25 protein-coding genes are annotated in these 26,793 nt (G+C 72.1%); 10 read left to right on the top strand and 15 right to left on the bottom strand.

Annotated elements, in window-relative coordinates:
• Positions 1-40 precede the first annotated feature (40 nt).
• Positions 41-685 carry a hypothetical protein gene (locus AB0J55_RS23060; protein ID WP_364251809.1) on the top strand — a complete coding sequence of 215 codons (645 nt, stop codon included), beginning with the start codon at positions 41-43 and terminating at the stop codon, positions 683-685.
• 45 nt (positions 686-730) lie between these two features.
• Here AB0J55_RS23060 and AB0J55_RS23065 read toward each other — a convergent pair whose 3' ends face one another.
• A complete protein-coding gene (locus tag AB0J55_RS23065) occupies positions 731-1,621 on the bottom strand; it encodes a hypothetical protein (RefSeq protein ID WP_364251812.1) in 891 nt (296 codons plus the stop codon).
• Between the two features lie 422 nt (positions 1,622-2,043).
• On the opposite strand from AB0J55_RS23065, the gene AB0J55_RS23070 reads away from it, so the two are divergent.
• The 4 genes from AB0J55_RS23070 (at position 2,044) to AB0J55_RS23085 (ending at position 5,395) form a co-directional block, all read left to right on the top strand.
• Positions 2,044-2,682 (top strand): DUF6801 domain-containing protein, encoded by a 639-nt coding sequence (locus tag AB0J55_RS23070; RefSeq protein WP_364251815.1) that lies wholly within the window; start codon positions 2,044-2,046, stop codon positions 2,680-2,682.
• An 87-nt stretch (positions 2,683-2,769) separates the two neighbouring features.
• On the top strand, positions 2,770-4,188 hold the full coding sequence (locus AB0J55_RS23075; protein ID WP_364251818.1) for a DUF6801 domain-containing protein: 1,419 nt from the start codon (positions 2,770-2,772) through the stop codon (positions 4,186-4,188).
• Positions 4,189-4,210: 22 nt separating this feature from the next.
• Positions 4,211-4,798 (top strand): DUF6801 domain-containing protein, encoded by a 588-nt coding sequence (locus AB0J55_RS23080; RefSeq protein ID WP_364251821.1) that lies wholly within the window; start codon positions 4,211-4,213, stop codon positions 4,796-4,798.
• Between the two features lie 15 nt (positions 4,799-4,813).
• Positions 4,814-5,395, top strand: coding sequence for a DUF6801 domain-containing protein (locus tag AB0J55_RS23085; protein WP_364251824.1), 582 nt, complete (start codon positions 4,814-4,816; stop codon positions 5,393-5,395).
• A 40-nt stretch (positions 5,396-5,435) separates the two neighbouring features.
• Here the strand turns inward: AB0J55_RS23085 and AB0J55_RS23090 are convergent, their stop codons facing one another.
• A complete protein-coding gene (locus tag AB0J55_RS23090; protein WP_364251827.1) occupies positions 5,436-6,713 on the bottom strand; it encodes a helix-turn-helix domain-containing protein in 1,278 nt (425 codons plus the stop codon).
• 313 nt (positions 6,714-7,026) lie between these two features.
• Here AB0J55_RS23090 and AB0J55_RS23095 point away from each other — a divergent pair, with 313 nt between their 5' ends.
• Both AB0J55_RS23095 and AB0J55_RS23100 read left to right on the top strand, forming a co-directional pair.
• Positions 7,027-7,722, top strand: coding sequence for a hypothetical protein (locus AB0J55_RS23095; RefSeq protein WP_364251830.1), 696 nt, complete (start codon positions 7,027-7,029; stop codon positions 7,720-7,722).
• Entirely contained in the window at positions 7,719-8,081 is a 363-nt protein-coding gene (locus tag AB0J55_RS23100; protein ID WP_364251833.1) for a GntR family transcriptional regulator, read from the top strand. The genes AB0J55_RS23095 and AB0J55_RS23100 overlap by 4 nt, the downstream gene beginning before the upstream one ends.
• 3 nt (positions 8,082-8,084) lie before the next feature.
• Here the strand turns inward: AB0J55_RS23100 and AB0J55_RS23105 are convergent, their stop codons facing one another.
• The 5 genes from AB0J55_RS23105 to AB0J55_RS23125 all read right to left on the bottom strand — a co-directional run bounded on the left by AB0J55_RS23105 (position 8,085) and on the right by AB0J55_RS23125 (position 16,825).
• On the bottom strand, positions 8,085-8,867 hold the full coding sequence (locus AB0J55_RS23105; protein ID WP_364251836.1) for an arginase family protein: 783 nt from the start codon (positions 8,865-8,867) through the stop codon (positions 8,085-8,087).
• A gap of 66 nt (positions 8,868-8,933) precedes the next feature.
• On the bottom strand, positions 8,934-12,311 hold the full coding sequence (locus AB0J55_RS23110) for a pyruvate carboxylase (protein WP_364251839.1): 3,378 nt from the start codon (positions 12,309-12,311) through the stop codon (positions 8,934-8,936).
• A 133-nt stretch (positions 12,312-12,444) separates the two neighbouring features.
• Entirely contained in the window at positions 12,445-13,329 is an 885-nt protein-coding gene (locus tag AB0J55_RS23115; protein WP_364251966.1) for a S8 family peptidase, read from the bottom strand.
• 43 nt (positions 13,330-13,372) lie between these two features.
• Entirely contained in the window at positions 13,373-15,643 is a 2,271-nt protein-coding gene (locus tag AB0J55_RS23120) for a caspase family protein (RefSeq protein WP_364251842.1), read from the bottom strand.
• 54 nt (positions 15,644-15,697) lie between these two features.
• Entirely contained in the window at positions 15,698-16,825 is a 1,128-nt protein-coding gene (locus tag AB0J55_RS23125; protein WP_364251845.1) for an erythromycin esterase family protein, read from the bottom strand.
• A 31-nt stretch (positions 16,826-16,856) separates the two neighbouring features.
• Here AB0J55_RS23125 and AB0J55_RS23130 point away from each other — a divergent pair, with 31 nt between their 5' ends.
• Complete coding sequence (locus AB0J55_RS23130) at positions 16,857-17,492, top strand: TetR/AcrR family transcriptional regulator (protein ID WP_364251848.1); 636 nt, start codon at positions 16,857-16,859, stop codon at positions 17,490-17,492.
• On the opposite strand, the gene AB0J55_RS23135 is transcribed toward AB0J55_RS23130, so the two are convergent.
• The 3 genes from AB0J55_RS23135 to AB0J55_RS23145 are packed head-to-tail and all read right to left on the bottom strand — an operon-like array spanning position 17,452 to position 21,654.
• Positions 17,452-17,925: a GNAT family N-acetyltransferase gene (locus AB0J55_RS23135; RefSeq protein ID WP_364251969.1), complete on the bottom strand. Its 474-nt coding sequence runs from the start codon at positions 17,923-17,925 to the stop codon at positions 17,452-17,454. The two genes, AB0J55_RS23130 and AB0J55_RS23135, sit on opposite strands and share 41 nt — an antisense overlap.
• Positions 17,922-20,075: an ATP-dependent DNA helicase RecG gene (gene recG / locus AB0J55_RS23140; RefSeq protein ID WP_364251850.1), complete on the bottom strand. Its 2,154-nt coding sequence runs from the start codon at positions 20,073-20,075 to the stop codon at positions 17,922-17,924. Before recG ends, AB0J55_RS23135 begins: the two co-directional genes overlap by 4 nt.
• Before the next feature lie 4 nt (positions 20,076-20,079).
• Positions 20,080-21,654, bottom strand: a complete 1,575-nt coding sequence (locus AB0J55_RS23145) for a DAK2 domain-containing protein (RefSeq protein WP_364251853.1) — start codon at positions 21,652-21,654, stop codon at positions 20,080-20,082.
• A gap of 133 nt (positions 21,655-21,787) precedes the next feature.
• Between AB0J55_RS23145 and rpmB the strand changes: the two genes are divergently transcribed.
• Positions 21,788-21,979: a 50S ribosomal protein L28 gene (rpmB, locus tag AB0J55_RS23150; RefSeq protein ID WP_003091970.1), complete on the top strand. Its 192-nt coding sequence runs from the start codon at positions 21,788-21,790 to the stop codon at positions 21,977-21,979.
• Between the two features lie 47 nt (positions 21,980-22,026).
• Here rpmB and AB0J55_RS23155 read toward each other — a convergent pair whose 3' ends face one another.
• From AB0J55_RS23155 to AB0J55_RS23165, 3 genes are all read right to left on the bottom strand, one after another.
• Complete coding sequence (locus AB0J55_RS23155; protein ID WP_364251856.1) at positions 22,027-22,800, bottom strand: alpha/beta hydrolase; 774 nt, start codon at positions 22,798-22,800, stop codon at positions 22,027-22,029.
• A gap of 64 nt (positions 22,801-22,864) precedes the next feature.
• Positions 22,865-23,542 (bottom strand): uracil-DNA glycosylase, encoded by a 678-nt coding sequence (locus AB0J55_RS23160; protein ID WP_364251859.1) that lies wholly within the window; start codon positions 23,540-23,542, stop codon positions 22,865-22,867.
• 30 nt (positions 23,543-23,572) lie between these two features.
• Entirely contained in the window at positions 23,573-24,103 is a 531-nt protein-coding gene (locus tag AB0J55_RS23165) for a gamma carbonic anhydrase family protein (RefSeq protein ID WP_364251862.1), read from the bottom strand.
• Positions 24,104-24,195: 92 nt separating this feature from the next.
• Between AB0J55_RS23165 and AB0J55_RS23170 the strand changes: the two genes are divergently transcribed.
• Positions 24,196-25,350 (top strand): glycoside hydrolase family 27 protein, encoded by a 1,155-nt coding sequence (locus AB0J55_RS23170; protein ID WP_364251865.1) that lies wholly within the window; start codon positions 24,196-24,198, stop codon positions 25,348-25,350.
• On the opposite strand, the gene AB0J55_RS23175 is transcribed toward AB0J55_RS23170, so the two are convergent.
• Together AB0J55_RS23175 and AB0J55_RS23180 are read right to left on the bottom strand one after the other, a co-directional pair.
• Positions 25,337-25,816: a GNAT family N-acetyltransferase gene (locus AB0J55_RS23175; protein WP_364251868.1), complete on the bottom strand. Its 480-nt coding sequence runs from the start codon at positions 25,814-25,816 to the stop codon at positions 25,337-25,339. The two genes, AB0J55_RS23170 and AB0J55_RS23175, sit on opposite strands and share 14 nt — an antisense overlap.
• A 16-nt stretch (positions 25,817-25,832) precedes the next feature.
• Positions 25,833-26,789, bottom strand: coding sequence for a thiamine-phosphate kinase (locus AB0J55_RS23180; protein ID WP_364251871.1), 957 nt, complete (start codon positions 26,787-26,789; stop codon positions 25,833-25,835).
• Positions 26,790-26,793 lie beyond the last annotated feature (4 nt).

A 26,793-nucleotide genomic window follows, 5' to 3' on the forward strand; every position in this document is an offset into this window, starting at 1 on the left:
GCACCCGGAAACGGACGGGAAACGCAAAAGGAGGACAACCATGTCCGTGGCAACGCAGCTGAAGAGACTGGCCGTGCTCACGTCGGCGGCGGCCGTCGTGCTCGGCGGGGTGGCCGTGACGCCGGCCTCGGCCGACGTCATCGAAATCCCCGTGTCCTACAGCGTGAACGGCACCACCACGGTCAAGAAGACCGGCAGCACCATGAAGCTCGGCCCCGGCACCCTCCAGGGCAACCTGATCATCGACGACCAGACCGGCTCGGTCGGGCTCAGCGCGAACCTGTCGCTGCCGACGTCGCAGGCCGACATCTCCCTGGTCTCGGGCCTGTTCCGGATCAAGGCCAAGGTCAAGGTGCTCCCGCTCGGGCCGGCCACCGGGACCATCGCCGACGGCACGCTGACCACGCACGCCAAGGCGGACATGGAGATCTCCGACATCTGGGTCGGGCTGCTCGTGCCGGTGATCCCGCTGCCGACCGTGCCCAAGGCCTGCCGGACGAAGACCCCGGTCGACCTGAACCTGGTCGCGCCGAACATCGACATCACGTCGCCGACCATCACCATCGGCGCCACGTACACGATTCCGGAGTTCAGCAACTGCTTCATCGCCGACCTCGCGCTCGGCGCGCTGGTTTCCGGGCCGGGCAACACCATTTCGCTCAACCTGACCGCTCCCCAGAGCTGACCCACCGGGTGGCGGGCGATCCGCCCGCCACCCGGCCGCCCGGGGTCAGCAGGGCGCGTTGACGTTTTCCTTCAGCACGAAGCTGTCGTTGTCCCCGGCGGAAACGGCGAACACCGGCCCGCACGTCACCGGCTCCGACTCGGTGACGAAGTCCGAGCCCCAGACGATGATGTCGCCGTTGGTCTTGAAGGCCAGGTTGTGGTTGGACCCGGCGTCGATGCCGGCGACGTCGGACAGCGCCGCCTCCGGGACGTCGGTCTGGTGGTAGTTGTCCCGGCCCCACGCGTAAACGCGGCCGTCCTTGAGCGCCAGGCTGTGGTTGAACCCGGCGGAGATCGCCGAGACCCCCGAGGACAGTCCGGCCGGGACGGTGGCCTGCCCGTAGGCGTTGTTGCCCCAGGCCAGCACCCCGCCGTTCTTGAGGGCGAGGTTGTGGTCGCCCCCGGCGGAAATCGCGGTCACGCCGGACTGCGCGGCCGCGGGCACGTCGGTCCGCGTGCCCCAGCTCACCACCTGCCCGCCCTGCTTGAGCGCCAGGCTGTGCAGGTTGGACGTCGAGATCGCGATGACGCCGCTGCTCACCGAGGCCGGCAGGGTGGTCTGGCCGTACCAGTTGTTGCCCCAGGCGATGACCTTGCCGTTCTTGAGGGCGAGCTCGTGGCCCCAGCCCGAGGAGATCTGGCCGACCCCGGACTTCGCGTCGGCGGGGATCACGTTGGCGCCCCAGTTGTTCGCGCCCCACGCGAAGACCGCGCCGCTCTGCAGGACCAGCACGGTCGTGCTGCCCGCCGACACGGCGGAAACCCCGGACAGCACGTTCGACGGCGGGACCGTGATGCCGTAGTCCTGCTTCCCCCAGGCGATCACGCCACCGACGGTGTCCGCGGACGCCGCCGGCGCGCACAAGGACAGGGCGATCGCCGCCGACGCCGTCAATACGGCTCCCCTGAGCGATACCCGTTCACAACGTGAAGTAAGTGGCACGGTAGCCTCCTTTCTCCGTTTCGTTATCCCAGATTGCTTCGGCAAGATCGCGAATGGTAGACCGTTCTCGGCACCGTTCGGCCACGCGGTGCATCTTTGTCAAAATCCGATGAAGCCGGCACCGGTCCTGCGCGGGAGCGAACAAGAAACCCGAGCCGCCCCGGTGCGGCGGACTGACGATGCCACAAAGCCTTGTTCCGCATTGAACTCGCGAGTAACCTCATTCCCGGCAGATGGACCTCCACCTCGCACGTCGGTGAATTCACGTCCCGCCGCTCGGGGCAATGGGGGCGGGCGAACGTGATCGACAGAGCCACGACGGCGAGCAATCGATCAGCCAAAGCCGAGACTGTACTGAATCAAAGGAGATGGGTATGTCCCGACTCAGCAGGCTGTCCGCCGGAATCGCGACCACCGCTACCGCCGTCGGCGCCATCGCGGTGCTGACCGCGGGCACCGCGGCCGCCGCCACGGTCACCTACACCGCCGGTGGCACCACGCCCCTGACCTACACCTGCTCGTTCCCGGGCATCACGCCGCAGCCGGTCCTCGTCACCTCGCACCTCGACGCGGACGACACGGTGCCGGCCGGTGGCACCGTCACCCCGGTCAACGTGGGCGGCTCCGCGACGATCAGCGCCGGTGTCCACGCGCTGCTCACCGCGGTCGGCTACGACGGCATCCGCGGCACCGCCACGGTGCCGGTGACGGCGGCGTCGGGCACGCTGTCGCAGCCGGCGGCCACCGGGTTGAACATCCCGGAGACCATCTACCCGGCGGGCGGCCCGATCACGGTGAACATCTCGCAGGTCGCGACGTCCACCGTGCCGACCTACACCGCGCCGGCGACGGCGGGCACGGACACGCTGTCGATGGGCAACTCGGTCACGGCGAGCCTCGAGTTCCACAAGAAGGCCACCAACACCTGGACGCCGTGGACGATGAGCTGCACCCTGAAGGTCACCAACCCGGCGCAGAACACCGCGTTCAGCCCGAGCATCACCGTCTCCTGACGCCGGTTCCCGGTGCGGGTCTCCTCGCGAGAGGGGCCCGCACCGGGATTTCCGTCTTCCGCACCACGAAAACACACAGGGATACCGATGCCACGTCGAGTCCGGCCCCGTTCCGTCACGGTGACCGCGCTGGCGGCCGCCGGCCTGCTGTCCGCGGCCAACGGCGCGCTGACCGGGGTCGGTTCGGCCGCTCCCGGTCCCGCGGTCCCGCCCGACACCCAGGCGAGCGCGTCGGTCTCGGTGCACTGCCCGTTCGCCGACCCGGCCGGCCCGCGCGCGCTCACCGTCGAGACGACGGCGACGCTGCCCGCGCAGGCGAAGACCGGCACGTCGGCCACGATCGGCGCCTACTCCGTCAAGCTGAGCCTCCCCCGCGACGTCGCGCTCTCGTTCCTGCCCGCGGGCGCCACCACCGGTTCCCTGCGCGGAGCCGTGCAGCTCGACCTCGCCGTCCACCAGGACGACCGCTCGGACAAGGTCCCGGTCTCCCTCGTCGTGGCCCCGACCGCGCTGCCCGAGACCGGTGACGTCGTGCTGACCGCGACCGGCACCGTGCCGGAGATCGCGATCAACACCGTCGGCGCCGTCACCTTCGAAGTCACCGCGCCGTCCCTCACGCTCGAAGCCGTCCCGGCTCCCGGCGCGCCCGCGGCCACCACCGCGCCGCCGAAGGTCGCGTGCACCCTGGACGAGGGCCAGCAGGCCACGCTGGGGAAGATCCTCGTGCTGCCGAAGACGTTGCCCGGCCCCAAACAGCAGGCGGCCGCCGCCGGCAGCGGCGTGAAGACCATGGACGAAGAGCCGCCCCCCAACGTGTACACCCAGCCGCTCGGCCTGGTCAGCGTGCTCACGAAGTCGACGGTCAAGAAGCTGGGGGCCACGGTCCTGGCGAACCCGTCCATCCTGGTCAACGGGTTCATCAACGTGAACATCGACACCGGTGAGTCGTGGGTCACCGGCTCGACCGCGTTCAGCCCGGTCACCGCGACCTTCCTCGGCTTCGGGTTCGTGCCGGTGAGCGCGACGGTCGAGTTCCTGCCGGTCGAGTACCAGACCCAGCGGATGATCGACTTCAGCGGCAACCTGTACACCGACCCGGTCACCCAGCTCCCTTCCCTGCACGCGGATCTGCGGGTGATGGCCCGGATGAGCCACGCCGAGATCAACGGCGTCCCGCTCGACCTCGGTGCCGACTGCGTGACGAAGGACCCGGTGCACCTCGTCCTGGACGGCCCGTACGAGGCGTTCGGCGTCGGTCACGTCAGCACCGAGCCGAACGGCGGTTTCACGCTGCCGGGGTTCAAGGGCTGCGGCACCGGCGGGCAGGACCTGAACCCGCTGCTCGACGGCATGAGCTCGGGCCCGGGCAACCAGGCCTACGTCGACACCTACAACCTGGTCGGCTGCACCGAACCCGACCCCGCCAGCTGCCCGCCCGAGTCCTACCCGCCGGCGCCGGGCTCGCAGAGCGCGGCCGCGAAGAAGGCGGCCACGAAACCGAGGTAACACCGGATCGAGGGGGGAAACGATGAGGATCGGAACGGCCGTCGCGGCGGCCGTGCTCGTCACGGGCGCGGCGACGGGAACGGCACAGGCGGCGACGGTGACATCGCAGACCGCGCCGCTGACCTACACCTGCACCTACCCGGGGATCAGCCCGCAGAGCTCGACCTTCACCGGCACGTTCGACGCCCCCGACCACGTTGCGCCGGGCGCCGCCTTCACCCTCACCGGCGCCTTCCTGAGCCACGTCATGTCCCCGGCGGTCCGCTCGCTCTTCACCGCCGCCGGTTACGACGCGGTCCAGGGTTCGTTCGGCACCTCGATCACCGCGGTGAACGCCACGCCGGAGACCGCGTTCATCTCGGGCAGTTTCCCCGAGCAGCCGATCCCCACCACGGGCTCGCTGACGTTCACCGAGTTCGGCGGCGACCTGACCTTCACGGCCGGCGCCTCGGGTCCGATCAGGTTCACGCTGGGCCCGCAGGTCTCCGAAAGCCTGCAGTTCCACCGGAAATCGACCGGGACCTGGACCGCGTGGTCGTCGATGTGCTCGCTGAAGCTCACCAATCCCGCGCAGAACCCGGCTTTCCAGCCGGACATCGCGATCTCCTGACGCAGGAAGGAAACCATGCGCGTCTTCCGCAGTCTGTCACTGGCGCTCGGCACCGCCATCGCGCTCGCCGGGGCGGCCGCTCCCGCCCACGCGAGCACGACGTTCCACGTCGATTCCGCCGGCTACACCTGCCAGTTCCCCGACGGTTCGCCGCAGACGGCGACCTTGACGGCCGGGTTCACCGGTCCGGACACCGTCGCTCCCGGGGCCGCCTTCGGGCTCTCGGACGTTTCGGGCAGCGTCACACTGTCCCCGGCCGCGTCCGCGTGGCTGACCGGCCGGGGGATCGACGGCCTCCTGGGCGGGCGGACCGGGGTCTTCATCGAAGCGGTGAACGGGCCCCGGTCGACCGACAACCCGCCCGCCGCGACGAACAAACCGGCGACGTGGGGTCCCGGCCCGGTCGTGGTCGAGTTCGCCGGCGGGCGGTCGTCGCACACCGCCGGCGCCTCGGGCACGATCACGTTCACCCCGGGGCAGCTCGTCCTCCTGCTGTCACTCCACCGGCCGGACGGCACACCCACGTTCTACTCGGTGCTCTGCCAGCCGCAGGCCGGCCAGAACAGCGCGTTCACCCCGGCCCTGCCGATCACCTGACCCGGCGGGGTGCCGCCCCGCACGGCCGGCGGCACCCCGGTCAGCTGGACGTCCACTGTGGACGGGAGCCACCCGACCGCGGTGACGGCAGCAGATCGCTGACCGGGTACCGCAGCGGCAGCGGGGCCGCACCGGCCCGCAGGGCCAGCTCCATCTCGAAGCGGGCCGACGGGTCGCGCAGGCTCTCGCCGAAGGTGGCCTGCAGCTGGCGCATGCGGTAGCGGACCGTCTGGGGGTGCACGCCGAGGCGCTCGGCGATCTCCACCACGTTGCCCTGGCTGTCCAGCCACGCCCGCAGCGTCTCCAGCAGCCGCTCCTGCTGCTTGCCCGTCATGTCCGCCAGCGGGGCGAACAGGCGGTGCCGCAGCGTGCCGACCAGGCCGGTGTCGCTGTTGACCAGCAGGGTCGCCAGGTGCTCTTCGGCGCGCAGCACCGGCCGCGGCGCCAGCACGCCGCGCTCGGCCAGCTGGAGGGCGTTGCGGGCCCAGCGCAGGGAATCCGCGACGGACGCGAGCGGGACGCACGGGCCGATCGACAGCCGGCAGTCCGGCAGGGCCACCTGCAGCGCGGCCAGGCGCGCGCTGCTCAGCTCGCCGGGGACGACCAGTTTCGGGTCCGGGGTGTCGAGTTCGGCGAGGACGTCGGCGTCCAGCCCGGCGTGGCGGCGGGCCGGGGCGACGCCGCCGGCCGGGCAGACCGCCACCGGTGTCGCGTCCGACGGCACCGGCCAGCCGATCAGCTGCGCCAGCTCGGCAATCGCTTTCGGCGATGCCGGCGGCGTCTCGAGGATCAGGTGCAGCAGCTTGCGGCGCCAGGTGTCCAGCGCTCCCGCCGTGCGCGCCTTCGCCTCCAGGTAGCCGTCGAGCGCAACCGACGCCAGTTCGTCCATGAACGCCAGCATCGCGTCGGCCAGCTGCGACATCACCGCCGAGGAAAGCCCGCTGCGCCGCCCGACGCGCATGATCCGCCGCCACGACACCCGCGCGCCGACGCGGTAGGCCGACTGCAGCGTGTCGAGGCTGCGGCCTTCGCGCATTTCGTTCTGCCCCAGGCGGTGGTGCACCTCGTGGGACTGTTCCTTCGAGACGGTCGGGTCGGCGATCTGCGCGACGAACAACGTGATCGCGTATTCGACGCCGGCCCGGATCGACTTGCCGTAGGGCCCGTCGAGCGGGCGGGCGTAGGCCGGGATGGTCGCGCGGATCTCTTCGACGATTTCGGCAGCGAGGCTGGCCAGCTCCGGCCGCAGGATGTCGGCGAGCTTGCGGGGCAGTGCGGCGGGCGGCGCAGCGTGTTCGAATCCGCGCTCCACCGACATCGCAGCTCCTTCGCTCCGCCCCGGGAATCCGGCCGCGGAGCACCCGCGACCGGGCACCCCGCGCCTGTTGCGGGGTGACAACGAGCACATCGAAAAACTAACGCCAAACGTGTCACGCCGGTGAAAGAAAACCGATTTCTTGTCACGACGATGACAAATTTCGGGAGGCCGGGCTGCGATCAGCTGACAAGCGTCCCGCCGAGTGCCCCGCACCGTGCGTGCGAACGGGCGAACGCAGTAACGAGCGCCCCGCGCTGCGGTTACGCGCCCCGCTTGTATCATATGGTTGATACAAGCTTCGGGAGGTAACGGCATGCCGTGGGACAACGTGCTCGCTGTCGCGCTCTTCACGGGCCTGATCGGCCTGGCGATCCTGATCGTGCTCTGGCCGGGTGAGAAGCACGGTAAGCGCTTGCTGCAGCGGTGGGGGGTGACCGACCCCGGTGCCGACGAGGTCGCGCTGGCCGTCCGGTACCTCAAGCGGCGCCGGTTCTGGTACCCGTGGCTGTTCCTCGCGATCCCGCCGCTGCTCGACGACAGCGGGGCGGGCACGATCGTCGTCACGCTGCTGCTGGGCGGCCTGATCGCCGAGCTGCTGGCGCAGCGCCCGGCCCGCGGCGCCCGCCGGGAGGCCGTGCTGGCCCCGCGGACGCTGCTCGGGATCGTCCCGGTGTGGGTGCTGGTCCTCGGCGGCCTGGCGGCCGCGGGGGCGATGGTGCACCTGGGGCTGACGGCGCAGTGGAAGCTGCTGGCGGTGGCCGCGGGCACGGTGGTGGTCTGCGCGGCGATCACGCTGCTCGCGGTGCGCCGCCCGGCGGTCGGCGAGCCGCGCACCGACCTGGCGCTGCGCAGCCGCAGTGCCCGGGTCGCGATCGGGCTGGGCATCGGCGCGTGCACGGCGATCGGCTGGCCGTCCGGCGACTTCGGGTCGTTCCTGGTCGTCGTGGCCGGCCTGGTGGCGTTCCTGGCCGTCACGGCCCCGGCGAAACGGCTGCCGGCTGCGGCGTGAAGATCGTCGTCGACACGGAGAACGGCCTGGCACCCTGGCGGCAGGTGCACGACCAGGTGGTCCGGGCGGTCACGGCGGGCGCGCTGCCCGAGGGCACCCGGCTGCCGCCGATCCGCCAGCTGGCCCGGGACCTGGGCCTGGCCTCGGGCACGGTCGCCCGGGCCTACCGCGAGCTGGAGGCGGCGGGCTGGGTGACGACGGCCCGCGCGCGCGGCACGGTGGTGACGATCCCGCCGGGCCGCCCGGACCCCGGTGCCCTGCTCCGCTCCGCCGCCGCGGACTTCGCGGCGGCGGCCCAGGACCTCGGCGCGGACCTCGGCACCGCCCTCGACGCGGTCCGCGCGGCCTACCGGTCGTGAGGCTCAGCCCAGCAGGCGGCCGATCGCGGCGATCACCGGCTCCAGGACCTCGACCTCGCGCGGTGTCCCCACGCACTCCGTGATCCCCGCGCCGATCACCTCGAACCGCGCCAGCGCGTCGAGTTCGGCGACCAGGCGGTCGATCGTCCAGCCGTCCGGCTCCGGGTAGTTCAGCCCCGGGAACTCCGCCGGGTCCAGCACGTCGAGGTCCACGTGCACGTACAGCTTCTCCACGCCGGCCAAGGCGCCGAGGGTCTCGACCACCAGGCCACGGGAAACCGCCGCCCGCTCCTGCGGGTCGAACACCCGCGTCCCGGCGAGAGCCACGTTCCCGGGCGTCAACGCCGGGTCCGCCGCGAACTGCGGGTCGCCTTCGCCGAACAGCGACCGCAGCACCATTCCGTGGAACGCCCCGGACGGCGACGATTCCGCCGTGTTCAGGTCCGGGTGGGCGTCGAACCACGCGACGCCCAGCCCCGGCCCGTGGCGGAACCGGGCGACCCCGATCGGGACCAGCTCGACGCCGCAGTCACCGCCGATGGTCAGGACCGGACCGCCCGGGGCCTCCAGGGCGGCCAGCTGGGCCGCGCGGTTCGGGCCGGTGAGCACGGCACGGGACGCGACGCCGGCGTCCACTTCGGACACCGCGCGCGTCTGCCGGACGTGGTGGACGGGCCGGCCGAGCACGTGCCCGGCCAGCTCCGCCAGCGCCAGACAGCCGTCCGGCAATTCCGCCGCGCGCGGCCCCACCGCGCCCTGCCGCTGCGGTACCGCGTTGATCAGCATCCGCCGAGCGTATCGCGGTCGTCAGTGGTAAGGCGCGTTCTGACGCGCCTTACCACTCACGAGGGCTCACTCGAGGACCAGCAGGAGGTCACCGCCCTCGACCTGCTGCACCGCCGTGATCGCCCGCCTGGCCACCTTGCCGCCGGCCGACGCCGTGATCGACGCCTCCATCTTCATCGCCTCGATCGTCGCGACCGTGGCCCCGGCTTCGACCGTGTCGCCCTCGGCGACCTGCAGCGTCACCACGCCCGCGAACGGCGCCGCGATCTGCTTCGGGTTGCCCTTCTCGGCCTTCTCCGTCGCCGGGATGTCCGAGGCGATCGACTTGTCGCGGATCTGGATCGGCCGCAGCTGGCCGTTCAGCGTCGACATCACCGTGCGGACGCCGCGTTCGTCGGCCTCGCCGATGGCCTCCAGCTCGATGAGCAGCCGCACGCCCGGCTCGAGGTCGACCGAGTACTCCTCCCCCGGGCGCAGTCCGTAGAAGAAGTCCTTGCTGGGCAGCACCGAGGTGTCGCCGTAGGCCTCGCGGTGCGCCTCGAACTCCTTCGTCGGGCCGGGGAACAGCAGCCGGTTGAGCGTCCGGCGCGGCTCCGAAGCCAGCGCGGACCGGTCCTCTTCGGACAGTTCGACGACCGGCTTCGCGGCGGCCCGGCCCTCCAGGGCCTTGGTGCGGAACGGCTCCGGCCAGCCGCCCGGCGGGTCGCCCAGCTCGCCGCGCAGGAAGCCGATCACCGAGTCGGGGATGTCGAACTTGTTCGGCTCCGCCTCGAAGTCGGCCGGCGAGACGCCCGCGCCGACCAGGTGCAGCGCGAGGTCGCCGACGACCTTCGACGACGGCGTCACCTTCACCAGGTGGCCGAGGATCTTGTCCGCGGCCGCGTACATCGCCTCGATGTCCTCGAAGCGGTCACCGAGGCCGAGCGCGATGGCCTGCGTGCGCAGGTTCGACAGCTGGCCGCCGGGGATCTCGTGGTCGTAGACGCGCCCGGTCGGCGACGCCAGCCCCGCCTCGAACGGCGCGTAGATCTTGCGCACACTCTCCCAGTACGGCTCCAGGTCGCCGATCGCCCGCAGGTCCAGACCGGTGGTCCGGGCCGAGTGGTCGGTGGCCGCGACGATCGAGGACAGCGACGGCTGCGACGTCGTGCCCGCCATCGACGAGACCGCGCCGTCGACGGCGTCCGCGCCCGCGTTGATCGCCGCGAGGTAGGTGGCCAGCTGGCCGCCCGCGGTGTCGTGGGTGTGGATGTGCACCGGCAGGTCGAACTCCTTGCGCAGCGCGGTGACCAGCTTGGTCGCCGCGGGCGCGCGCAACAGCCCGGCCATGTCCTTGATCGCCAGGACGTGCGCCCCGGCGCCGACGATCTGCTCGGCCAGCTTGAGGTAGTAGTCGAGCGTGTAGAGCTTCTCGGCCGGGTCGGACAGGTCCGAGGTGTAGCAGAGCGCCACCTCGGCGACGGCGGTCCCGGTCTCGCGCACGGCTTCGATGGCCGGGCGCATCTGCTCGACGTCGTTGAGCGCGTCGAAGATCCGGAAGATGTCGATGCCGGTCTTCGTCGCCTCCCGGACGAAGGCGGTGGTCACCTCGGTCGGGTACGGCGTGTACCCGACGGTGTTGCGCCCGCGCAGCAGCATCTGGAGGCAGATGTTGGGCACGGCCTCGCGCAGCGCCGCGAGCCGTTCCCACGGGTCCTCGGCGAGGAACCGCAGGGCGACGTCGTAGGTCGCGCCGCCCCAGCATTCGAGGGACAGCAGCTGCGGGAGCGTGTTCGCGACGACCGGCGCCACCGCGAGGAGGTCCTTCGACCGGACGCGGGTGGCGAGCAGCGACTGGTGCGCGTCGCGGAAGGTCGTGTCGGTGACGCCGATGTGCGGCGACTTGCGCAGCCATTCGGCGAACCCGGCCGGGCCCAGCTCGACGAGCTTCTGCTTGGACCCCGGCGCCGGCTCGGCGTCCTTCGGGAGGTTCGGCAGCTTGAGCGTGGCGTCCGGGGTCTTCGGGCGCTCGCCGTGCGGCTTGTTGACCGTCTGGTCGGCGAGGTAGGTCAGCAGCTTCGTGCCGCGGTCGGCCGAGGTCCGCGCGGTGAGCAGGTGCGGGCGCTCCTCGATGAACGACGTCGTGACGCGGCCGGCGCGGAAGTCCGGGTCGTCGAGGACGGCCTGCAGGAACGGGATGTTCGTCGCGACCCCGCGGATCCGGAACTCGGCGACGGCCCGGCGCGCGCGGCCGACGGCGGTCTTGAAGTCCCGGCCGCGGCAGGTGAGCTTGACCAGCAGCGAGTCGAAGTGGGCGCTGATCTCGGTGCCGGAGAAGGCGGTGCCGCCGTCGAGCCGGATGCCCGAGCCGCCCGGGGAGCGGTAGGCGGAGATCATCCCGGTGTCCGGGCGGAAGCCGTTGGCCGGGTCCTCGGTGGTGATGCGGCACTGCAGCGCGGCACCGCGCAGGTAGATCTTGTCCTGGGAGAGGCCGAGGTCGGCGAGGGTTTCCCCGGAGGCGATCCGCAGCTGCGACTGCACGAGGTCGACGTCGGTGACCTCTTCGGTGACCGTGTGCTCGACCTGGATGCGCGGGTTCATCTCGATGAACACGTGCTTGCCCTGCTTGTCGAGCAGGAACTCGACGGTGCCGGCGTTGCGGTAGCCGATCTGCTTCGCGAACTTGACCGCGTCCGCGCAGATGCGCGTCCGCAGTTCGGGGTCGAGGTTGGGCGCCGGGGCGAGCTCGATGACCTTCTGGTGGCGCCGCTGCACCGAGCAGTCGCGCTCGTAGAGGTGGATGACGTTGCCTTCGCCGTCGGCGAGGATCTGCACCTCGATGTGCCGCGGCTCGACGACGGCCTTCTCCAGGAAGACGGTCGGGTCGCCGAAGGCGGATTCGGCCTCGCGCGCGGCGGCCTCGATGGACTCGCGCAGCAGGGCGGGGTCCTCGACCCGGCGCATCCCGCGGCCGCCACCACCGGCGACGGCCTTGACGAAGACCGGGAAGCCGAGGTCTTCGGCCGCGGCGACCAGCGCGTCGACGTCGCTGGAGGGCTCGGAAGACCCGAGCACGGGTACGCCGGCTTCGCGCGCGGCCTTGACCGCGCGGGCCTTGTTACCGGTGAGTTCGAGGATCTCGGCGCTCGGCCCGACGAAGGTGATGCCCGCTTCTTCGCACGCGCGCGCGAGATCGGGGTTCTCCGAGAGGAAGCCGTAGCCGGGGTAGACGGCGTCGGCCCCCGCCTTCTTCGCCGCGGCGACGATCTCGTCGACCGAGAGGTAGGCGCGCACGGGGTGACCGGGTTCGCCGATCTCGTACGCCTCGTCGGCCTTCAGCCGGTGCAGGGAGTTGCGGTCTTCGTGCGGAAACACGGCGACCGTCCCCGCACCGAGTTCGTAGCCGGCGCGGAACGCCCGGATCGCGATCTCCCCGCGGTTGGCCACCAGAACCTTGCGGAACATGCCCGGTCCTTCCCTCTTGGATCGGTAAGTCAACGCACGTTACCCGGTTCTTCCCGCTCTGCGGGAGTTCAGTCCCGGGTGATGGACATCATGCGTCGCGCAAGGTTGCCGGGTGAGCCCTCTGGGCAGCTTTTCAGGATCCGGCGGGCGCGTACAGCAGCCGGTTGGCGGTGCCGTCCGGGACGCCCTTGAGCACGTCCGGGGTCGCCGCCTTGACCAGGGCGTCGGTCACCTGGGCGGGGGTTTCGCCGGGGTGCTGGGCCCGGTAGAGCGCGGCCACGCCGGCCGCGAACGCCGCCGCCATCGACGTGCCGGACTCCGGGCCGGCGCCGGTGCCGCCCGCGACGGGGCACGGGATGTCGGCGCCCGGGGCGTACAGGTCGACGGCCTGGCCGGAGTTCGACGTCTTGTCCGGCCGGTCCTGGGCGTCGGAGGCGGCGACGGTCAGTGCCTCGGGCACCCGGCCCGGGGAGAAGCCACCGGCGTCGGCGGTCTCGCTGCCCGCGGGGACGGCGATCGGCACCACCTCGGCCAGCCGTTTCACGGCCGCGTCGAGCTGGTCGCTGGGCACCCCGCCGATGCCGAGGACGGCGACGGCGGGCTGCTGGGCGTTCTGCGCGACCCAGTCGATGCCGGCGATGATCTGGTCGATGGCGCCGCCGCCATCCTTGTCCAGCACTCGCACGGGCACGATCTGGGCGCCCTTCGCGACGCCGTAGTCCTTGCCGGCGGCGATGCCGGCGAGGCGGGTGCCGTGGCCGTTGGTGTCGGTGGTGTCGGTGCCGCCGTTCAGGAAGTCCCGGCCGGGCGCGACCCGGCCCTGGAAGTCGGGGTGCTTCGCGTCGACGCCGCTGTCGATGACGTAGACGGTGACGCCCGAGGCGTCGGTCGCGTAGTGGTAGGCGTGGTCGAGGCCGGTGCGCTGGTCGATCCGGTCCAGCCCCCAGCTCGGCGGATCGGGCTGCACACCGCTGCCCGAGACCTGACCGGCGAGCACGGCCACGGCCGCGAGAAGCATCCTCATGATCGTCGTGGTACCCCGGCGGTGTCCGGGCGACAAGTCAAAGCTGTCGCCCGTTCGGCTGATTCCGCGTGATCAGCACGCCGGCGACGACCCCGAGGACGAGCGAGGCCGTGAAGACGATCAGCCCGGCGAGGTTCGCTCCCTCCGGTTCGGACTTCCCGATGGCCACCGCGATCCCGAGGGCGGCGGCGGACCAGCCGGCGGCGAACCGGCCGGCTCCGGTGACCCCGGCGAGCACCGGGACGGCGACGGTGAGGACGGCGGTGAGCGCGACGGCGCCGACCGCGCCGACGCTGCTGCTGTCGGCCGAAAACTGGAGGAAGAGCCCGGCCGCGCCGATCAGGCCGAGCGCCATCGCGGCCCATTCGTACCGGCCGGGCCGCCGGAAGCCGAGCTGCCGCCGGGCGAGCCACACGGCACCGGCCCCGGCGGCGAAGACGGCGAGCAGCCCGGCGAAGAGGAACCCGAAGGCGGCCCCGAGGTGGTACCCGTCTTCGACGGTGAGGGCCCGGCCGGTGGTGAAGGTCGTGACGAGCCCCCACAGTGCGGCGACGGCCACCCCGGCGGTGTAGGCGGTTGCGGTTGCGGCGATCCCGGCGACGATCGCGGCCAGGGCGGCGAGCCAGACGTACCACTCGAGCCCGGGAAGCGCACCGGCGAGGGTGTGGCTGTAGTCGCTGAGGTTGTACTGGTATTCGAAGGCGAGACTGACGGCCATCAGGACACCACCACCGACGGCGAGCAGGCCGAGGAAGACGGCGACGGGCTCGCGGGAAGTGGAGGGGCGGGAAGCGGACGGCAAGCTCGCCGCGCCGGGCTGGGTGGCAAGCGGATCCGGCGCCTCGGCGGGCGCTGCCGGCTCCGGTCCGGCGGATTCGGTGGTGGCTGCCCCCGGCTCGGCCACGGCAGCCGGCTCCGATTCCGCCGCCTCGGCCGATCCCACCCCGGCCTCGGCAGCAGCCGCCGGCTCGGCCACCGCGCCCTGATCCGATTCCGCCGATCCGGCCGACGCCACCTCAGTCCCGACGGCAGCATCCGCGGCGCCCCCCGCCGCCTGCTCCGGCTCCTCGCCCGACGGCACCCCCGGCCCGGCGACGACCGCCGCGGCTTTGATCTCCACCACCGTCTCGCCCGTCGGGCCCGTCACCACCACCTTGCCCTGCCGGGCCTCCGCTCCCGGTGTCACCGTCACCTCGGCGCCGCCCGTGGTCTCGTGGACCTCGATCCACCCGTGCGAAGCCTCGAACCGGCAGGCCCGCGCCACCGGCGGGCCCAGCAACCGGATCCGCCTGCGGACCACGTCCCCCGCGAAGCTCAGGACATCCGCATCCACCCGCACCACCGCGAACGCCATCGCGTCCGAAGCCGCCGCCGACACGTGCTCGATGTCCGTCGATGCCATCGCCCGCAGCGCCTCGAACGCGCCCATCGCCACCGGCAGGTTGTCGCTCGACAGCCGGCGCCGGAGCTCCGCCACCGCGCCCAGGCGGGTGAACGGGTTCTCCGCCGCGGTCGCCGCCGCCAGGTCGGCCGGGACCGGGGAGGGCTTGATGCGCCGCCGGCGGCTCTTCGCCAGGTACAACTCGCCCTGCATCTCGATGTCGCGGCTCGGGGTCTGCTTCGGGTTGCGCTCACGGACCCGGTCGAACAGGTACTCGTACAGCTCGCCCAGCGCGATCCAGCCGTCCTCGTCGCGGTCGGCTTCGCCCGTGCGCAGGCCCTCCACCAGCGCCGAGGTGAACACCGACGGCTGCGCGGGCTCGTCCGAGGCCAAGCGCGCGCCCTCGAACGCGTACTCGATCGAGTTCGACGCCGTGATCACCGCCCGGCCGTGGCCGCCGCGGAAGCTGTCGAGCACGTTCGCGTCACCCGACGCCCGGACCGCCACCCCCTGGCCGAACGCGCCGCCATAACAGCAGTCCAGCAGCAGGACGATGCTGCGCGACCGGCTCTGCCGGATGCACTGCTGCACGAACTGCGCGGGCACCGCCGTCGAGCGCAGCCGGTCGGGGCGCGTGTTGCGGGCGGCGAAGTACACCGCGCCCGTGTCGTCCTTGAGGCCGTGGCACGAAAAGTGCAGCAGCAGGACGTCGTCGGGCCTGCCCTCCACGCAGAGGTCCTCGATCTCCGCCTGCACCGTGTACGCGGTCTCGTTGCGCACCACTCGCACGTCGAAGTCGCTGATCGCCCGGTCGGCGAGCACCCCGGCCAGGGCGTCGGCGTCCGCCGCGGGCGAGCCCAGCCGCTGCAGCCCCGCGTTGTCGTACTCGCCGTTGGCGACGATCAGCGCCCGCCTCCGCCCGGCCATACCGGTAGGAAACGCCCACCGCGCGCACTACGGCAAGCAGCCGAACGGGCACACCTATTCAGCGGCGGACCGGAAAATCGTTTCCTGCTTCTCCAGGCAAACCACCGCGTCGAACGCCGAAGCGACATCGACCGACACGGTCACGTGCGCGTGCCGGATACCCGACGCCGCGGGACGCGCGACCACGCACGGCGCCCGCGAGGCCAGCGCCGCCTCGACGCTGCCTTCCGCCGGCTCGTCGAGAGCCTGCTCGAACATCCGGAACCCCAGTGGGAAGGCCGGATCGGACGCCAGGCCGGTCGTCGTCCCGGAGACGGCGGTCAACGCGAGCGCGAAGTACCGGTCCCCCAGCTCGGCGGCCAGGTGCGTGCCCGCCGTCGGCGCCAGCATGCCCGGCACCGGCGACAACGGGACACGCTGCAAGTGTCCGTTGTGGAGCATCAAGACGATCTTCTCGCCGGGGAACCGCCGCCGCAGCAGCCGCACGGTGGCCGCCATGTACGTGTCCCGCGACGAGCTCTGCGGCTCCGGCGCCTGCCCGGCCATCAGCGCGTCCAGCTCCCGCAGGTACAGGTCGACGCGCAACGCGCCCTCCGCGTCGTGCGCGGCTTCGGGCGCGACCGACTCGACGTGTCCTTTGAGGACAGTCAGCGCCACGGTGGCCGCGTCCCGCGCCGCGCCGCTCATCTCCCGGTACCGGTCCGGCGCCACCGCGCTGCTGACCGACGCGTACGCCTCGCAGGCCGCCAACGCATTGTCCACCAGGAACACGTTGGCGGGATCCACCCGCGTGAGGACTTCACGCACCGCCTCCAGCGACGGCACCGGCGAGCCCGCCGAACCCGGCACGTCGAGGCCGGAAAACCGGACCCCGCGGCCGCGCAGCCACGTCAGCATCTCGTGCATCTCGGCCGAGTCGCCGAGGCCGAACGTGAAGCCGTCCCGCGCGATGTCGGCGACCTCGCCGGGGCCGCCCTGCAGCCACGCGTCGACCAGGTGCCCCTCCGGGAAGCCGCCCTCGAACCCGAGCACGGTGAACCCGCGCTCGGTGACGAGGTGGCGCAGGAGGCGGTCGCGCAGCACGCCGAACTCGCGGATGTGATGGTTGTTCTCGCCGATGGCGACGACCTCGGCGTCGCCGATCAGGTCGGCGATCTCGGCAACGGCGACGGTTCCTGTCATACTGGAGACACTAACGCAACAGGAGTAGCAGTTGGCAACCGAGATTTCCGGGACGAAGCGTCCGGGCGGCCGCACCGAGCGGACCCGCCTCGCCGCGCTCAACGCGACCCTCGAGCTGCTCGGCGACCGCGGGTACGCGGAGCTGACCGTCGAGGCGGTGGCCGAACGCTCCGGCGTGCACAAGACGACGCTGTACCGGCGCTGGGAGTCCGCCGAGGGCCTGGTCGCGGCGGCCCTGCTGATGGGCACCGAGCAGGAGTGGGCCGCCCCGGACACCGGCTCGCTCGAAGGCGACCTGCGCGGGATCAACCTCGAGCTGGTGCGCTACTTCACCACCCCGGGCGAGCGCGAGCTCCCGACGGCGTCGATCTCGGCCGCGTTCCTCTCCGCGCGCGCCGCCGATGCCCTGCAGGAGTTCTACGTCGACCGCCACGCCCGCTCGGCCGCCGCCGTGCACCGGGCGATCGAGCGCGGCGAGGTCCCGCCCGGCACGGACGCCGTCGAGGTGGTGCGGGTGGCCTGCGGGCCGATCTTCTACCGCCTGTTCGTCTCCCGCGAAGGCGTGACGCCCCGGGACGCCGACGTCGCCGCGAAAGCCGCCGCGGCCGCCGCGAAGGCCGGCGTGTTCACCGCAACCGGCGGCGGAACCGCATCTCCTCCAGCGTGACGCGCCCGTCGTCGACCGTCTCGGTCCGGCGGGCGTCGTCGTCCACCCAGCCCTGCCGGACGTAGAAGGCCTTCGCCCGCTCGTTCGTCGCGAGCACCCACAGGACGGCGCTGTCGCCGGACATCTCCGCGACGACCCGGTCGTGCAGCAGCCGGCCGAGCCCCCGGCCCCAGTACTCCGACAGCAGGTAGAGCGCGTAGAGCTGCTCCGGGCCGAACGCCGCGAATCCGGCGACGACGCCGTCGCCCTCGGCGACCAGCACCCGGCCGCCGTTCCCGATGCGCCGCGCCCACGCCGCCGCCCGCGTTTCGGCCGACAGGCGCGCGAGGAAGTCCGCCGGGATCAGGCCCGCATAGGCCGCCTGCCAGGACCGCACGTGGATCTCGCCGATCGCCGGGGCGTCGGCCACCGTGGCGGCGCGGACGGCACTCAGCTCTTCTCCAGGTACTCCGCGCGGTCGACGTCGACGACGTCCCCGACCATCTGGGCCAGCCCACGGTACTTCTTCAGGTCCGGGTCCTTTTCGACGATTTCCTGCGCGCTCTGCCGGGACGCGGCGATGACGTCCTCGTCCCGCAGCAGCGACAGCAGCTTGAGCGTGGACCGCTTCCCGGACTGCGCGGCGCCGAGGATGTCGCCTTCGCGGCGCAGTTCGAGGTCCAGCCGCGACAGCTCGAAGCCGTCCGTCGTGGACTCGACGGCGGCCAGCCGTTCGCGGGTCGCCGTGCCGTCGAGGGTCTCGGTGACCAGCAGGCACAGCCCCGGCACGCTGCCCCGGCCGACGCGGCCGCGCAGCTGGTGCAGCTGGCTGACGCCGAACCGGTCGGCGTCCATGATCACCATCGCGGTGGCGTTCGGCACGTTCACGCCGACCTCGATGACCGTGGTGGCCACCAGGACGTCCAGCTTGGCCGCGGAGAACGCACGCATCACGGCGTCCTTGTCGTCGGGCGGCATCCGGCCGTGCAGCACGCCGATCTTCAGGCCCTGCAGCGGCCCGTGCTCCAGCTCGGGCGCCACGTCCAGCACGGCCAGCGGGGGCCGCTTGTCGCTCTTGTCCGACGGCGGCTCGTCGCCGATTCGCGGGCAGACGACGTACGCCTGGTGACCCTTGCCGACCTCTTCGCGGACGCGCTGCCAGATCCGGTCGAACCAGGCCGGTTTCTCGGCGACCGGCACGACCGTGGTCGAGATCGGCGACCGCCCGACCGGCATCTCGCGCAGCGCCGAGACTTCCAGGTCGCCGTACACGGTCATGGCGACCGTGCGCGGGATCGGCGTCGCGGTCATCACGAGCACGTGCGGGCTGGTGTCACCGGCCCCGCGGGTGCGCAGCGCGTCCCGCTGCTCGACGCCGAAGCGGTGCTGCTCGTCGACGACGGCGAGGCCGAGGTCGGCGAACTCGACGTGGTCCTGGATCAGCGCGTGCGTGCCGACGACGATGCCGGCTTCGCCGCTGACGATCTCCAGCAGTGCCTTCTTGCGCTCCTTCGCCCCCATCGACCCGGTGAGCAGCGTGACGCGCGTGGCGTTCTCGGCCGCGCCCAGCTCGCCCGCCTGGCCGAGGTCGCCGAGCATTTCCCGCAGCGAGCGCGCGTGCTGCGCGGCCAGGACCTCGGTCGGGGCCAGCATCGCGGCCTGCCGCCCGTTGTCGACGACCTGCAGCATCGCCCGCAGCGCGACGACCGTCTTGCCCGAGCCGACCTCGCCCTGCAGCAGCCGGTTCATCGGGTGCTCGGACGCCAGATCCGCGGCGATCTCGTCGCCGATGCCCCGCTGGCCCGCGGTGAGGTCGAAGGGCAGCCGCTTGTCGAAGGCGTCCAGCAGGCCGCCGCTGACGTGCGGGTTGGCCTTCGCCGGGCGGGAAATGGCCGAGTGGCGCCGCTGCGCGAAGATCAGCTGGACGGCCATGGCTTCGTCCCACTTCAGGCGCTTGCGGGACGCCTCCAGGTGCGCCCAGTTCTCCGGGCGGTGGATGCCGCGCAGGGCGTTGTCGAGGTCGGCCAGCTTGTGCAGCCGCCGCAGCTCGGCGGGCATCGGGTCGTCGTCGACCTCGAGGACGTCGAGGACCTGCCGCACGCACTTGGCGATCGACCAGGTCGGCATGCCCTGCGCCGCCGGGTAGACCGGGATGATCGCGGCGAGGAAGTCGTCCATCGCCTCCTCGGCGCGGTCGGCCTCGAACAGCTCGTACTCGGGGTTGGTGAGCTGCAGGGTGTCGCGGAAGGCGGACACCTTGCCGGCGAAGAGGCCGTGCTTGCCGGGGACGAGGTCCTTCTCCCGCCACGCCTGGTTGAAGAACGCGCAGGTCAACCGGCGTTTCCCGTCGGTGATGACCATGTCGAGGATGGTCCCGTTGCGTGCCTTCATCCGCCGCTTGCTCACCTTTTCGATGCGCGCCAGCACGGTGGCGTGCTCGCCCAGCTCCAGCCCGGCGATGTCGGTGAGCTCGCCGCGCTCGGCGTAGCGGCGCGGGTAGTGGCGCAGCAGGTCGCTGACCGTCTCGATGTCCAACGACGTGGCGAGCGCCTTCGCCGTCTTGGCGCCCAGCAGCAGCGGCAGCTTGTCGCGCAGTCCGGCCATCTCGCTATTCGACTCCCATCAGCAGCACGGCGTCCGCCTGGCCGCTGGCGTAGCTGGTCAGCTCCACCTCCGGGTGCTCCACCCGCAGCTGCTCCGCGAGCTCCTCGGCGACCCCCGGCGGGGCCGCCGCCCCGCTCAGCACCGTCACCAGTTCCCCGCCGAGCGCCAGCATCCGGTTCAGCACCTTCATCGCGGCCGCGACCAGGTTCGTCTCGGACGCGGGCGCGGGCTCGATCAGCACCACCTCGTCGTCGACCAGGCCGACCACGTCACCGGACTGGGCCCGGCCCACCCAGGTTAGCGACTCCTCCTGCGCGATCCGCAGTTCGCCACGCCTGGTCGCGGCGGCCGCTTCGGCCATCGCGACGACGTCGTCGTTGGTGCGGCGGCCGGCGTCGTGCACGGCGAGGGCGGCCAGCACCTGCACCGGGGAGGCGCACGGGATGACCACGACGTCCCGGTCGGCGGCCATCGCGTGCCCGGCGGCGGTGTCGGCCGCGGCGGTGAGCGCGACGCTGCCGGGCAGGACGGTGACGTGCCGCCCGGCGGCCTCGTTGAGCAGGCTGATCATGTCCTCGACGCTGGGTGTGCCGCCTTCGGGCACGGCCAGCACCGGGATGCTCTCCGCGCGCAGCAGCTCGGCCAGCGCCCCGCCGTGGACGACGGCGACGACCGTGCGGTCGATCCCGCCGCCCGGCTCGATCGGCGTCGGCGTGAGCAGCGGCTCGACGCGGATCCGGCGCGGGCGGCCCAGCGCGAGCCCGGCCTCGATGGCGCCGCCGATGTCGGCGCAGTGGACGTGCACCGCGTGGCCGCCCGAACCGTCACCGGCGACCGTGACGCTGTCGCCCAGGCCGCTGAGCTCCTTCTGCAGCGTCGGCAGGCTCTGCTCGTCGACGCCGTCCAGCAGGTACATGACCTCCCAGACGTAGGCCCCGGAGCTCCCGGTGTGGACCTCGAGGGCGTGTTCGTGCTCGACGGGAGCGCCGGTGAGCACACCGACCAGCGCGTCGAGCACGGCGACCAGGCCGCGCGCCCCGGCGTCGACGACCCCGGCCCTGGCCAGCGCGGGCAGCTGCTCGGGCGTCTTTTCGAGGGCGTGGGCGGCCTCTTCCGCGGCCTTCCGCGCGACCTCGTGCAGGGAGCTCGTGGCCCCGCGGACGGCGAGGGCGACGGCGTGCAGGACGGTCAGGATGGTCCCGGCGACCGGCCGGCTGACGGCGCCGGTGGCGACCTCGTCGGCGTGCCCCAGCGCTTTCGCCAGCCACGCGCCGTCCAGCTCGCCTTCGGCGCGGTCGGCGAGCCCGCGCACGACCTGCGAGAGGATCACGCCGGAGTTGCCCTTCGCGGAGGCGACCGCGCCCCGCGCGAGGACCTTCAGCGCTTCGGCCGCGGATTCCGGCGTCGACTTTTCGAGTTCCCGGGCCGCGCCGGTCATCGTGAAGAGCATGTTGGAGCCGGTGTCGGAATCGGCGACGGGGTAGACGTTGATCTCGTCGATGGCCGGCCGCAGGCTCGCGAGACTGTGCACACAGCCCGCCGCCCAGGCCGACACCGCCGCCGCGTCCAGCACCCGCACCCCGTAACCTCCTGACCGGTCCGAGGCAGCGTATCGACCCGGTGCGGGGCCTCGCGAAGCCAGTAGTTACTATGGTCGAGTTGCCCAGTGCATCTGGGCTCATTTCTATGACCCAGATCCAAAGGAGTTCGACGTGGCTGCCGTGTGCGACGTCTGTGGCAAGGGACCCGGCTTCGGCAAGTCGGTCTCGCACTCCCACCGCCGTACCAACCGCCGGTGGAACCCGAACATCCAGACCGTCCACGCCAAGGTGGGTGTGTCCCAGCGCAAGCGCCTGAACGTGTGCACCTCCTGCATCAAGGCGGGCAAGGTCGTTCGAGGCTGACGCCGAGAAGTTTGGGTGGCGGGTGCTCCTCGGAGCACCCGCCATTTTCATGTCTGCTTCAGGAAATCGGTCAGCAGGTCCTTGAGGGCCTCCGGGTACTGCAGCACCCCGTGGTCCTGCCCTTCCAGCGTCTCGTGACGGGCGCCCGGCACCGCCGCGGCCGCCGCGCGGGCGCCTGACTGGAGCGCGTCGTCGCTCGCGCCGCCGCCGATCACCAGCGTCGGGATCGCGATGCGGCCCAGGGAGTCACGCGGGCGGGCGTCCGGGCCGACGATCGTCAGGTCGTACGGCAGCGTGTGCGCCAGCGCCGTGAACCAGCCCCACACCGGGGCCTGCTTCATCCCCTCGATCATCTCCGCCGGAGTGCCCGCGACCTGCAGGAACGTCGCCACCGCGCCGTCCCGGTCCCCCGCCGCGAGCTGCGCCCGGACCTCGTCGACGATGTTCGCACGCGGGTGCTCGCTGGTCGCGTACGGCGGCTCGTACGCCACCACCCGGTCGATGCCGATGCCCGCCGCGGCCGCTTCCAAGGCCAGGACCGCGCCCGACGAGTGGCCGAACACCGACGCCGTCCCGCCCACCTGGGCGATCAGCGCCGCGAGGTCCTCGATCTCGCGCTCGACGGCGTACTCGGCCGCATCGCCGGAGTCACCACGACCGCGCCGGTCGTAGTTGACCACCGTGAAGTCGCCGGCCAGGACCTCGGCCAGGCCCACCGTGGTCGTGCGGTCGTTGAACGCGCCGCCGACCAGGATCACCGGCGGACCGTCGCCGCGCTGCTCGAAGAAGATGGTCGTGCCGTCGGCCGAGGTGACGTTCATGGTGTCCTCCGGAAAGGGTTCGTTTCCCCTCGGTCGGAGCCGTCACGCGGTTCCGGACACGAACCTACGGCAGTTTCCAGTCCACCGGGGCCGCACCCTGCTGCTCCAGGAGCTGGTTGGCCCGGCTGAACGGCCGGGACCCGAAGAAGCCGTTGTGCGCCGAGAGCGGGCTCGGGTGCGCGGACTCGATGCACGGGACGTCACCCAGCATCGGCCGCAGGTTGCGCGCGTTGCGGCCCCACAGGATCGCCACCATCGGCTCCGAGCGGGCCGCGAGGGCCTTGATCGCCTGCTCGGTGACCGCTTCCCAGCCCTTGCCCTGGTGCGAGTTCGACTTCCCGGGCTGCACGGTCAGCGACCGGTTGAGCAGCAGCACGCCCTGGTCGGCCCACGGCGTCAGGTCGCCGTTGGACGGCAGCGGGTGGCCGAGGTCGTCGCAGTACTCCTTGTAGATGTTGACCAGGCTCTTCGGGATCGGCCGGACGTCCGGCGCCACCGAGAAGCTCAGGCCGACCGCGTGCCCGGGCGTCGGGTACGGGTCCTGGCCGACGATCAGCACGCGGACGTCGTGGAACGGCTGCTTGAACGCCCGCAGCACGTGCTCACCCGCCGGCAGGTAGGTCCGGCCCGCGGCGATCTCCGCGCGGAGGAACTCCCCCATCGCGGCGACCTGCGGCGCCACCGGTTCGAGGGCTTGCGCCCAGCCTGCCTCGACGATGTCCTGCAGCGGTCGTGCGGTCACGGCGCGCAAGCCTACCGGGCGTGGCCGGCGTCACCCGAGCGGGTCGAGCCGCCTCAGTTCGGCCTTGAACCGCCGGGCCCGCTGCACGTACGAATCGACGACCATCGCGATGTTCTCCGCGCTGAACGACGTGTTCTCCCGGGTCTTGCCCGGCACGCCGAGGGCGATCTCGCCGGTCTTGACGTGGGAGCCGTACGAGAGCACCGCGCCCGCGCCGACCATGCCGCCGTCCTCGATCACCGAGCCGTTCAGCACCACCGCCCCGGACGCGATCAGGCAGCCGGTGCCGATCGTCGCGCCCTCGACGTGCACCGCGTGCCCGATCGCCGACGACGGCCCGAGGATCGTCGGGTGCCGTTCGGTGCAGTGCAGGACACAGCCGTCCTGGACGTTGGAGCGCTCGCCGATCTCGATGTACCCGTGGTCACCGCGCAGGACGGTCTGCGGCCACACCGACGCGTGCGCGCCGATCCGGACGTCGCCGATCACCGTCGCGTCGGGATGGACGTAGGCGTCGGGGTGGATCGTCGGCTCGAGCGAACCGAGTGCGTAGATCGGCATGCCGCCTCCGGGTGACCGCGGTTTCACTTCCCGTGCGATTGGATCACGCCATCGCCGCGAACCGGAACGCCAGTACCGGGAGCACCGGACTCGTGCTCCTGCTCGTCGTGCTGACCTGGCTGCTCAGCCTGCCCGTCGCCACCCCGGCGCTGGCGAACGGCCTGGCCGGCACCCCGCCGATGGGCTGGAACAGCTGGAACCAGGTCCGCTGCTACGACCTCACCGAGGACGTGGTCCGCAAGGCCGCCGACGCGCTCGCCGACACCGGCCTGCGTGACGCGGGTTACCAGTACGTCGTCGTCGACGACTGCTGGCAAGCGCCCGCCCGCGCCGCCGACGGCTCGCTGCAGCCGGACCCGAAGCGGTTCCCGCACGGCATCGCCGATCTCGCCGACTACGTCCACTCCCGCGGCCTGCTGTTCGGCATCTACGCCGTGCCCGGCAGCCGGACCTGCGCGATGGCGAACGACGCCTACCCGGCGTCCGGCATCGGCTCGCTCGGCCACGAGCGCCAGGACGCCGAGACGTTCGGCCGCTGGGGCGTCGACTACCTCAAGTACGACTGGTGCAACGCCGACACCGTCGACGGCCTCGACCGGAAGGCGGCGTTCGAGAAGATGCGCGACGAACTCGCCGCGCTGCCCCGGCCGATCGTCTACGCGATCTCCGAATACGGCGTCTCCAGCCCGTGGACCTGGGCGCGGCCGGTCGCGAACCTCTGGCGCACCACCTACGACCTGGTCCCGACCTGGGACTCGGTGCTCGCGACGATCGACCAGCAGGCCGCCGTCGCCGTGCACAGCGGCGCCCCCGGCGGCTGGAACGACCCGGACATGCTGCAGGTCGGCAACGGCACCCTCACCGCCGACGAGGCCCGCGCGCACTTCAGCGTCTGGGCCGTCCTCAACGCCCCGCTGTTCGCCGGCACCGACCCGGCGAAGCTGAGCGGCACCGACCTCGCGACGCTCGGCAACGCCGAGGCGATCGCCGTCGACCAGGACTTCGCGGGCGGCCAGGGCCGGCGGCTCGCCGCGGGCCCCGGCTACCAGGTGTGGGGAAAACCGTTGTCCGGCCGCGGTTTCGCGGTGGTGCTGCTCAACACCGGCAGCACCACCGCGACCGTGTCGGCGGACATCCCCGGCCCGTGGGCGGTCCGGGACCTCTGGGCCCACCGGGACGTCGGACCCGGCGTCTCGGCGACCCTGCGCCCGCACGCGGCAGCCCTGCTGAAGCTCACACCGAGGTGAGGTCCTTGCCGTAGCACCGGCTTTCCGGTTCGTTCCGGTAGACGCCGAACTTCGGGATCTCGGCGTACCCCGACGACGTGTACAGCGCGATGGCTTCCGGCTGCTTGGTCCCGGTTTCCAGGACGGCGCGCTTGCGGCCGCACAGCGCCGCCGTGCGCTCCAGCTCGGAGAGGATCATCCGCGCGAATCCCCGGCCGCGGGCGGAATCGGCGACGTACATCCGCTTGAACTCGGCGTCGCCGTCCTGGAAGTCGGGCTCCGGGCCGTCGTGGGCCCGCCACGCGCCACACGCGACGGGCTCGTCGCCCTGGTAGCCGACGAGGAACAGGCCCTGCGGCGGGTCGAAGTCCGCCGGGGTCATCGGGGTGATGTCCTCGCTGCCGTAGCGCTCGACGTACACCTGCTGCACCGCGGCCATGAGCGTGGCCGCGTCGGGATGGTCGTAGGGGACCGGAACGATTCTCACGCTTCCCGAGCCTAGATCAGCGCCAGTGCGTCCAGCCGCCTTCTCGCGAAAACGGTTTCCCGTCGACGGTGATCCCGGAGCCGGCCATGGTGACGACGCCGATCGCGCGCCAGCCGTCCGGGAGCTCGGTGAACGGCGGGAAGGTGGCCGCCAGTGCGTGGTCCTCGCCACCGGTAAGGACCCAGTCCAGGGGGTCGGCGCCCAGCGCGGCGCCGACTTCGGTGAGCCGGGCGGGGATGTCGAGGTCGGCGGTGCGGACGTCAATGCCGACGTCGGAAGCCTCGCCGATGTGGCCGAGGTCGGCGAGCAGGCCGTCGGAGACGTCGATCATCGCCGTGGCCCCGGCCAGCGCGGCGCGCGGGCCGGCCTCGTAGGGCGGTTCCGGGCAGCGCTGGGCGTTGACGACGCCGACCGGGGACCGGAAGCCGCGGCCGAGCACGGCCAGGCCGGCGGCGGCCCAGCCGAGCCGCCCGTTGACGGCGACCAGGTCGCCGGGCCGCGCGCCCGAGCGCGTCACGGGCTCGCGGTCGCCGAGGTCACCGAGCGCCGTGACGCTGATCACGAGCTGGTCGGCGCGGACCATGTCGCCGCCGGAGACGCCGATCCCGGCGCGTTCGGCTTCGGCCCACATGCCGTCGGTGAGCGCCTTGACGACGTCGCCGGGCGTCTCGGGCGGGCAGGCCAGGCCGACCAGGACGGTGGTCGGCCTGGCGCCCATGGCGGCGATGTCGGCCAGGTTGACCGCGACGGCCTTGCGCCCGACGTGCTCGGGCGTGGACCAGTCGAGCCGGAAGTGGACGCCCTGGACGAGGACGTCGGTGCTGGCGACCACCCGCCCGTCGGGGGCCGCGACGACGGCGGCGTCGTCACCCGGGCCGAGCAGCGTGCCCGGCGGCTGGCGCCGTCCTTCGGTGACGGCGCGGATGAGCGCGAACTCGCCGGTCTCGGCGACCGTTCCGTCGTTCGGTGACACCGGT

This window comes from Amycolatopsis sp. NPDC049688 (genome assembly GCF_040674975.1).
Taxonomy (GTDB): domain Bacteria; phylum Actinomycetota; class Actinomycetes; order Mycobacteriales; family Pseudonocardiaceae; genus Amycolatopsis.

Excerpts from the sequence above, each read along its gene's own strand:
- AB0J55_RS23105 (WP_364251836.1), bottom strand. The coding sequence starts at position 8,867 with ATGCTGATCAACGCGGTACCGCAGCGGCAGGGCGCGGTGGGGCCGCGC.
- AB0J55_RS23090 (WP_364251827.1), bottom strand. The coding sequence starts at position 6,713 with ATGTCGGTGGAGCGCGGATTCGAACACGCTGCGCCGCCCGCCGCACTG.
- AB0J55_RS23095 (WP_364251830.1), top strand. The coding sequence starts at position 7,027 with ATGCCGTGGGACAACGTGCTCGCTGTCGCGCTCTTCACGGGCCTGATC.
- AB0J55_RS23110 (WP_364251839.1), bottom strand. The coding sequence starts at position 12,311 with ATGTTCCGCAAGGTTCTGGTGGCCAACCGCGGGGAGATCGCGATCCGG.
- AB0J55_RS23085 (WP_364251824.1), top strand. The coding sequence starts at position 4,814 with ATGCGCGTCTTCCGCAGTCTGTCACTGGCGCTCGGCACCGCCATCGCG.
- AB0J55_RS23080 (WP_364251821.1), top strand. The coding sequence starts at position 4,211 with ATGAGGATCGGAACGGCCGTCGCGGCGGCCGTGCTCGTCACGGGCGCG.
- recG (WP_364251850.1), bottom strand. The coding sequence starts at position 20,075 with ATGGCCGGACTGCGCGACAAGCTGCCGCTGCTGCTGGGCGCCAAGACG.
- AB0J55_RS23075 (WP_364251818.1), top strand. The coding sequence starts at position 2,770 with ATGCCACGTCGAGTCCGGCCCCGTTCCGTCACGGTGACCGCGCTGGCG.
- AB0J55_RS23165 (WP_364251862.1), bottom strand. The coding sequence starts at position 24,103 with ATGCCGATCTACGCACTCGGTTCGCTCGAGCCGACGATCCACCCCGAC.
- AB0J55_RS23120 (WP_364251842.1), bottom strand. The coding sequence starts at position 15,643 with ATGGCCGGGCGGAGGCGGGCGCTGATCGTCGCCAACGGCGAGTACGAC.
- AB0J55_RS23155 (WP_364251856.1), bottom strand. The coding sequence starts at position 22,800 with ATGAACGTCACCTCGGCCGACGGCACGACCATCTTCTTCGAGCAGCGC.
- AB0J55_RS23070 (WP_364251815.1), top strand. The coding sequence starts at position 2,044 with ATGTCCCGACTCAGCAGGCTGTCCGCCGGAATCGCGACCACCGCTACC.
- AB0J55_RS23060 (WP_364251809.1), top strand. The coding sequence starts at position 41 with ATGTCCGTGGCAACGCAGCTGAAGAGACTGGCCGTGCTCACGTCGGCG.
- AB0J55_RS23125 (WP_364251845.1), bottom strand. The coding sequence starts at position 16,825 with ATGACAGGAACCGTCGCCGTTGCCGAGATCGCCGACCTGATCGGCGAC.
- AB0J55_RS23115 (WP_364251966.1), bottom strand. The coding sequence starts at position 13,329 with ATGCTTCTCGCGGCCGTGGCCGTGCTCGCCGGTCAGGTCTCGGGCAGC.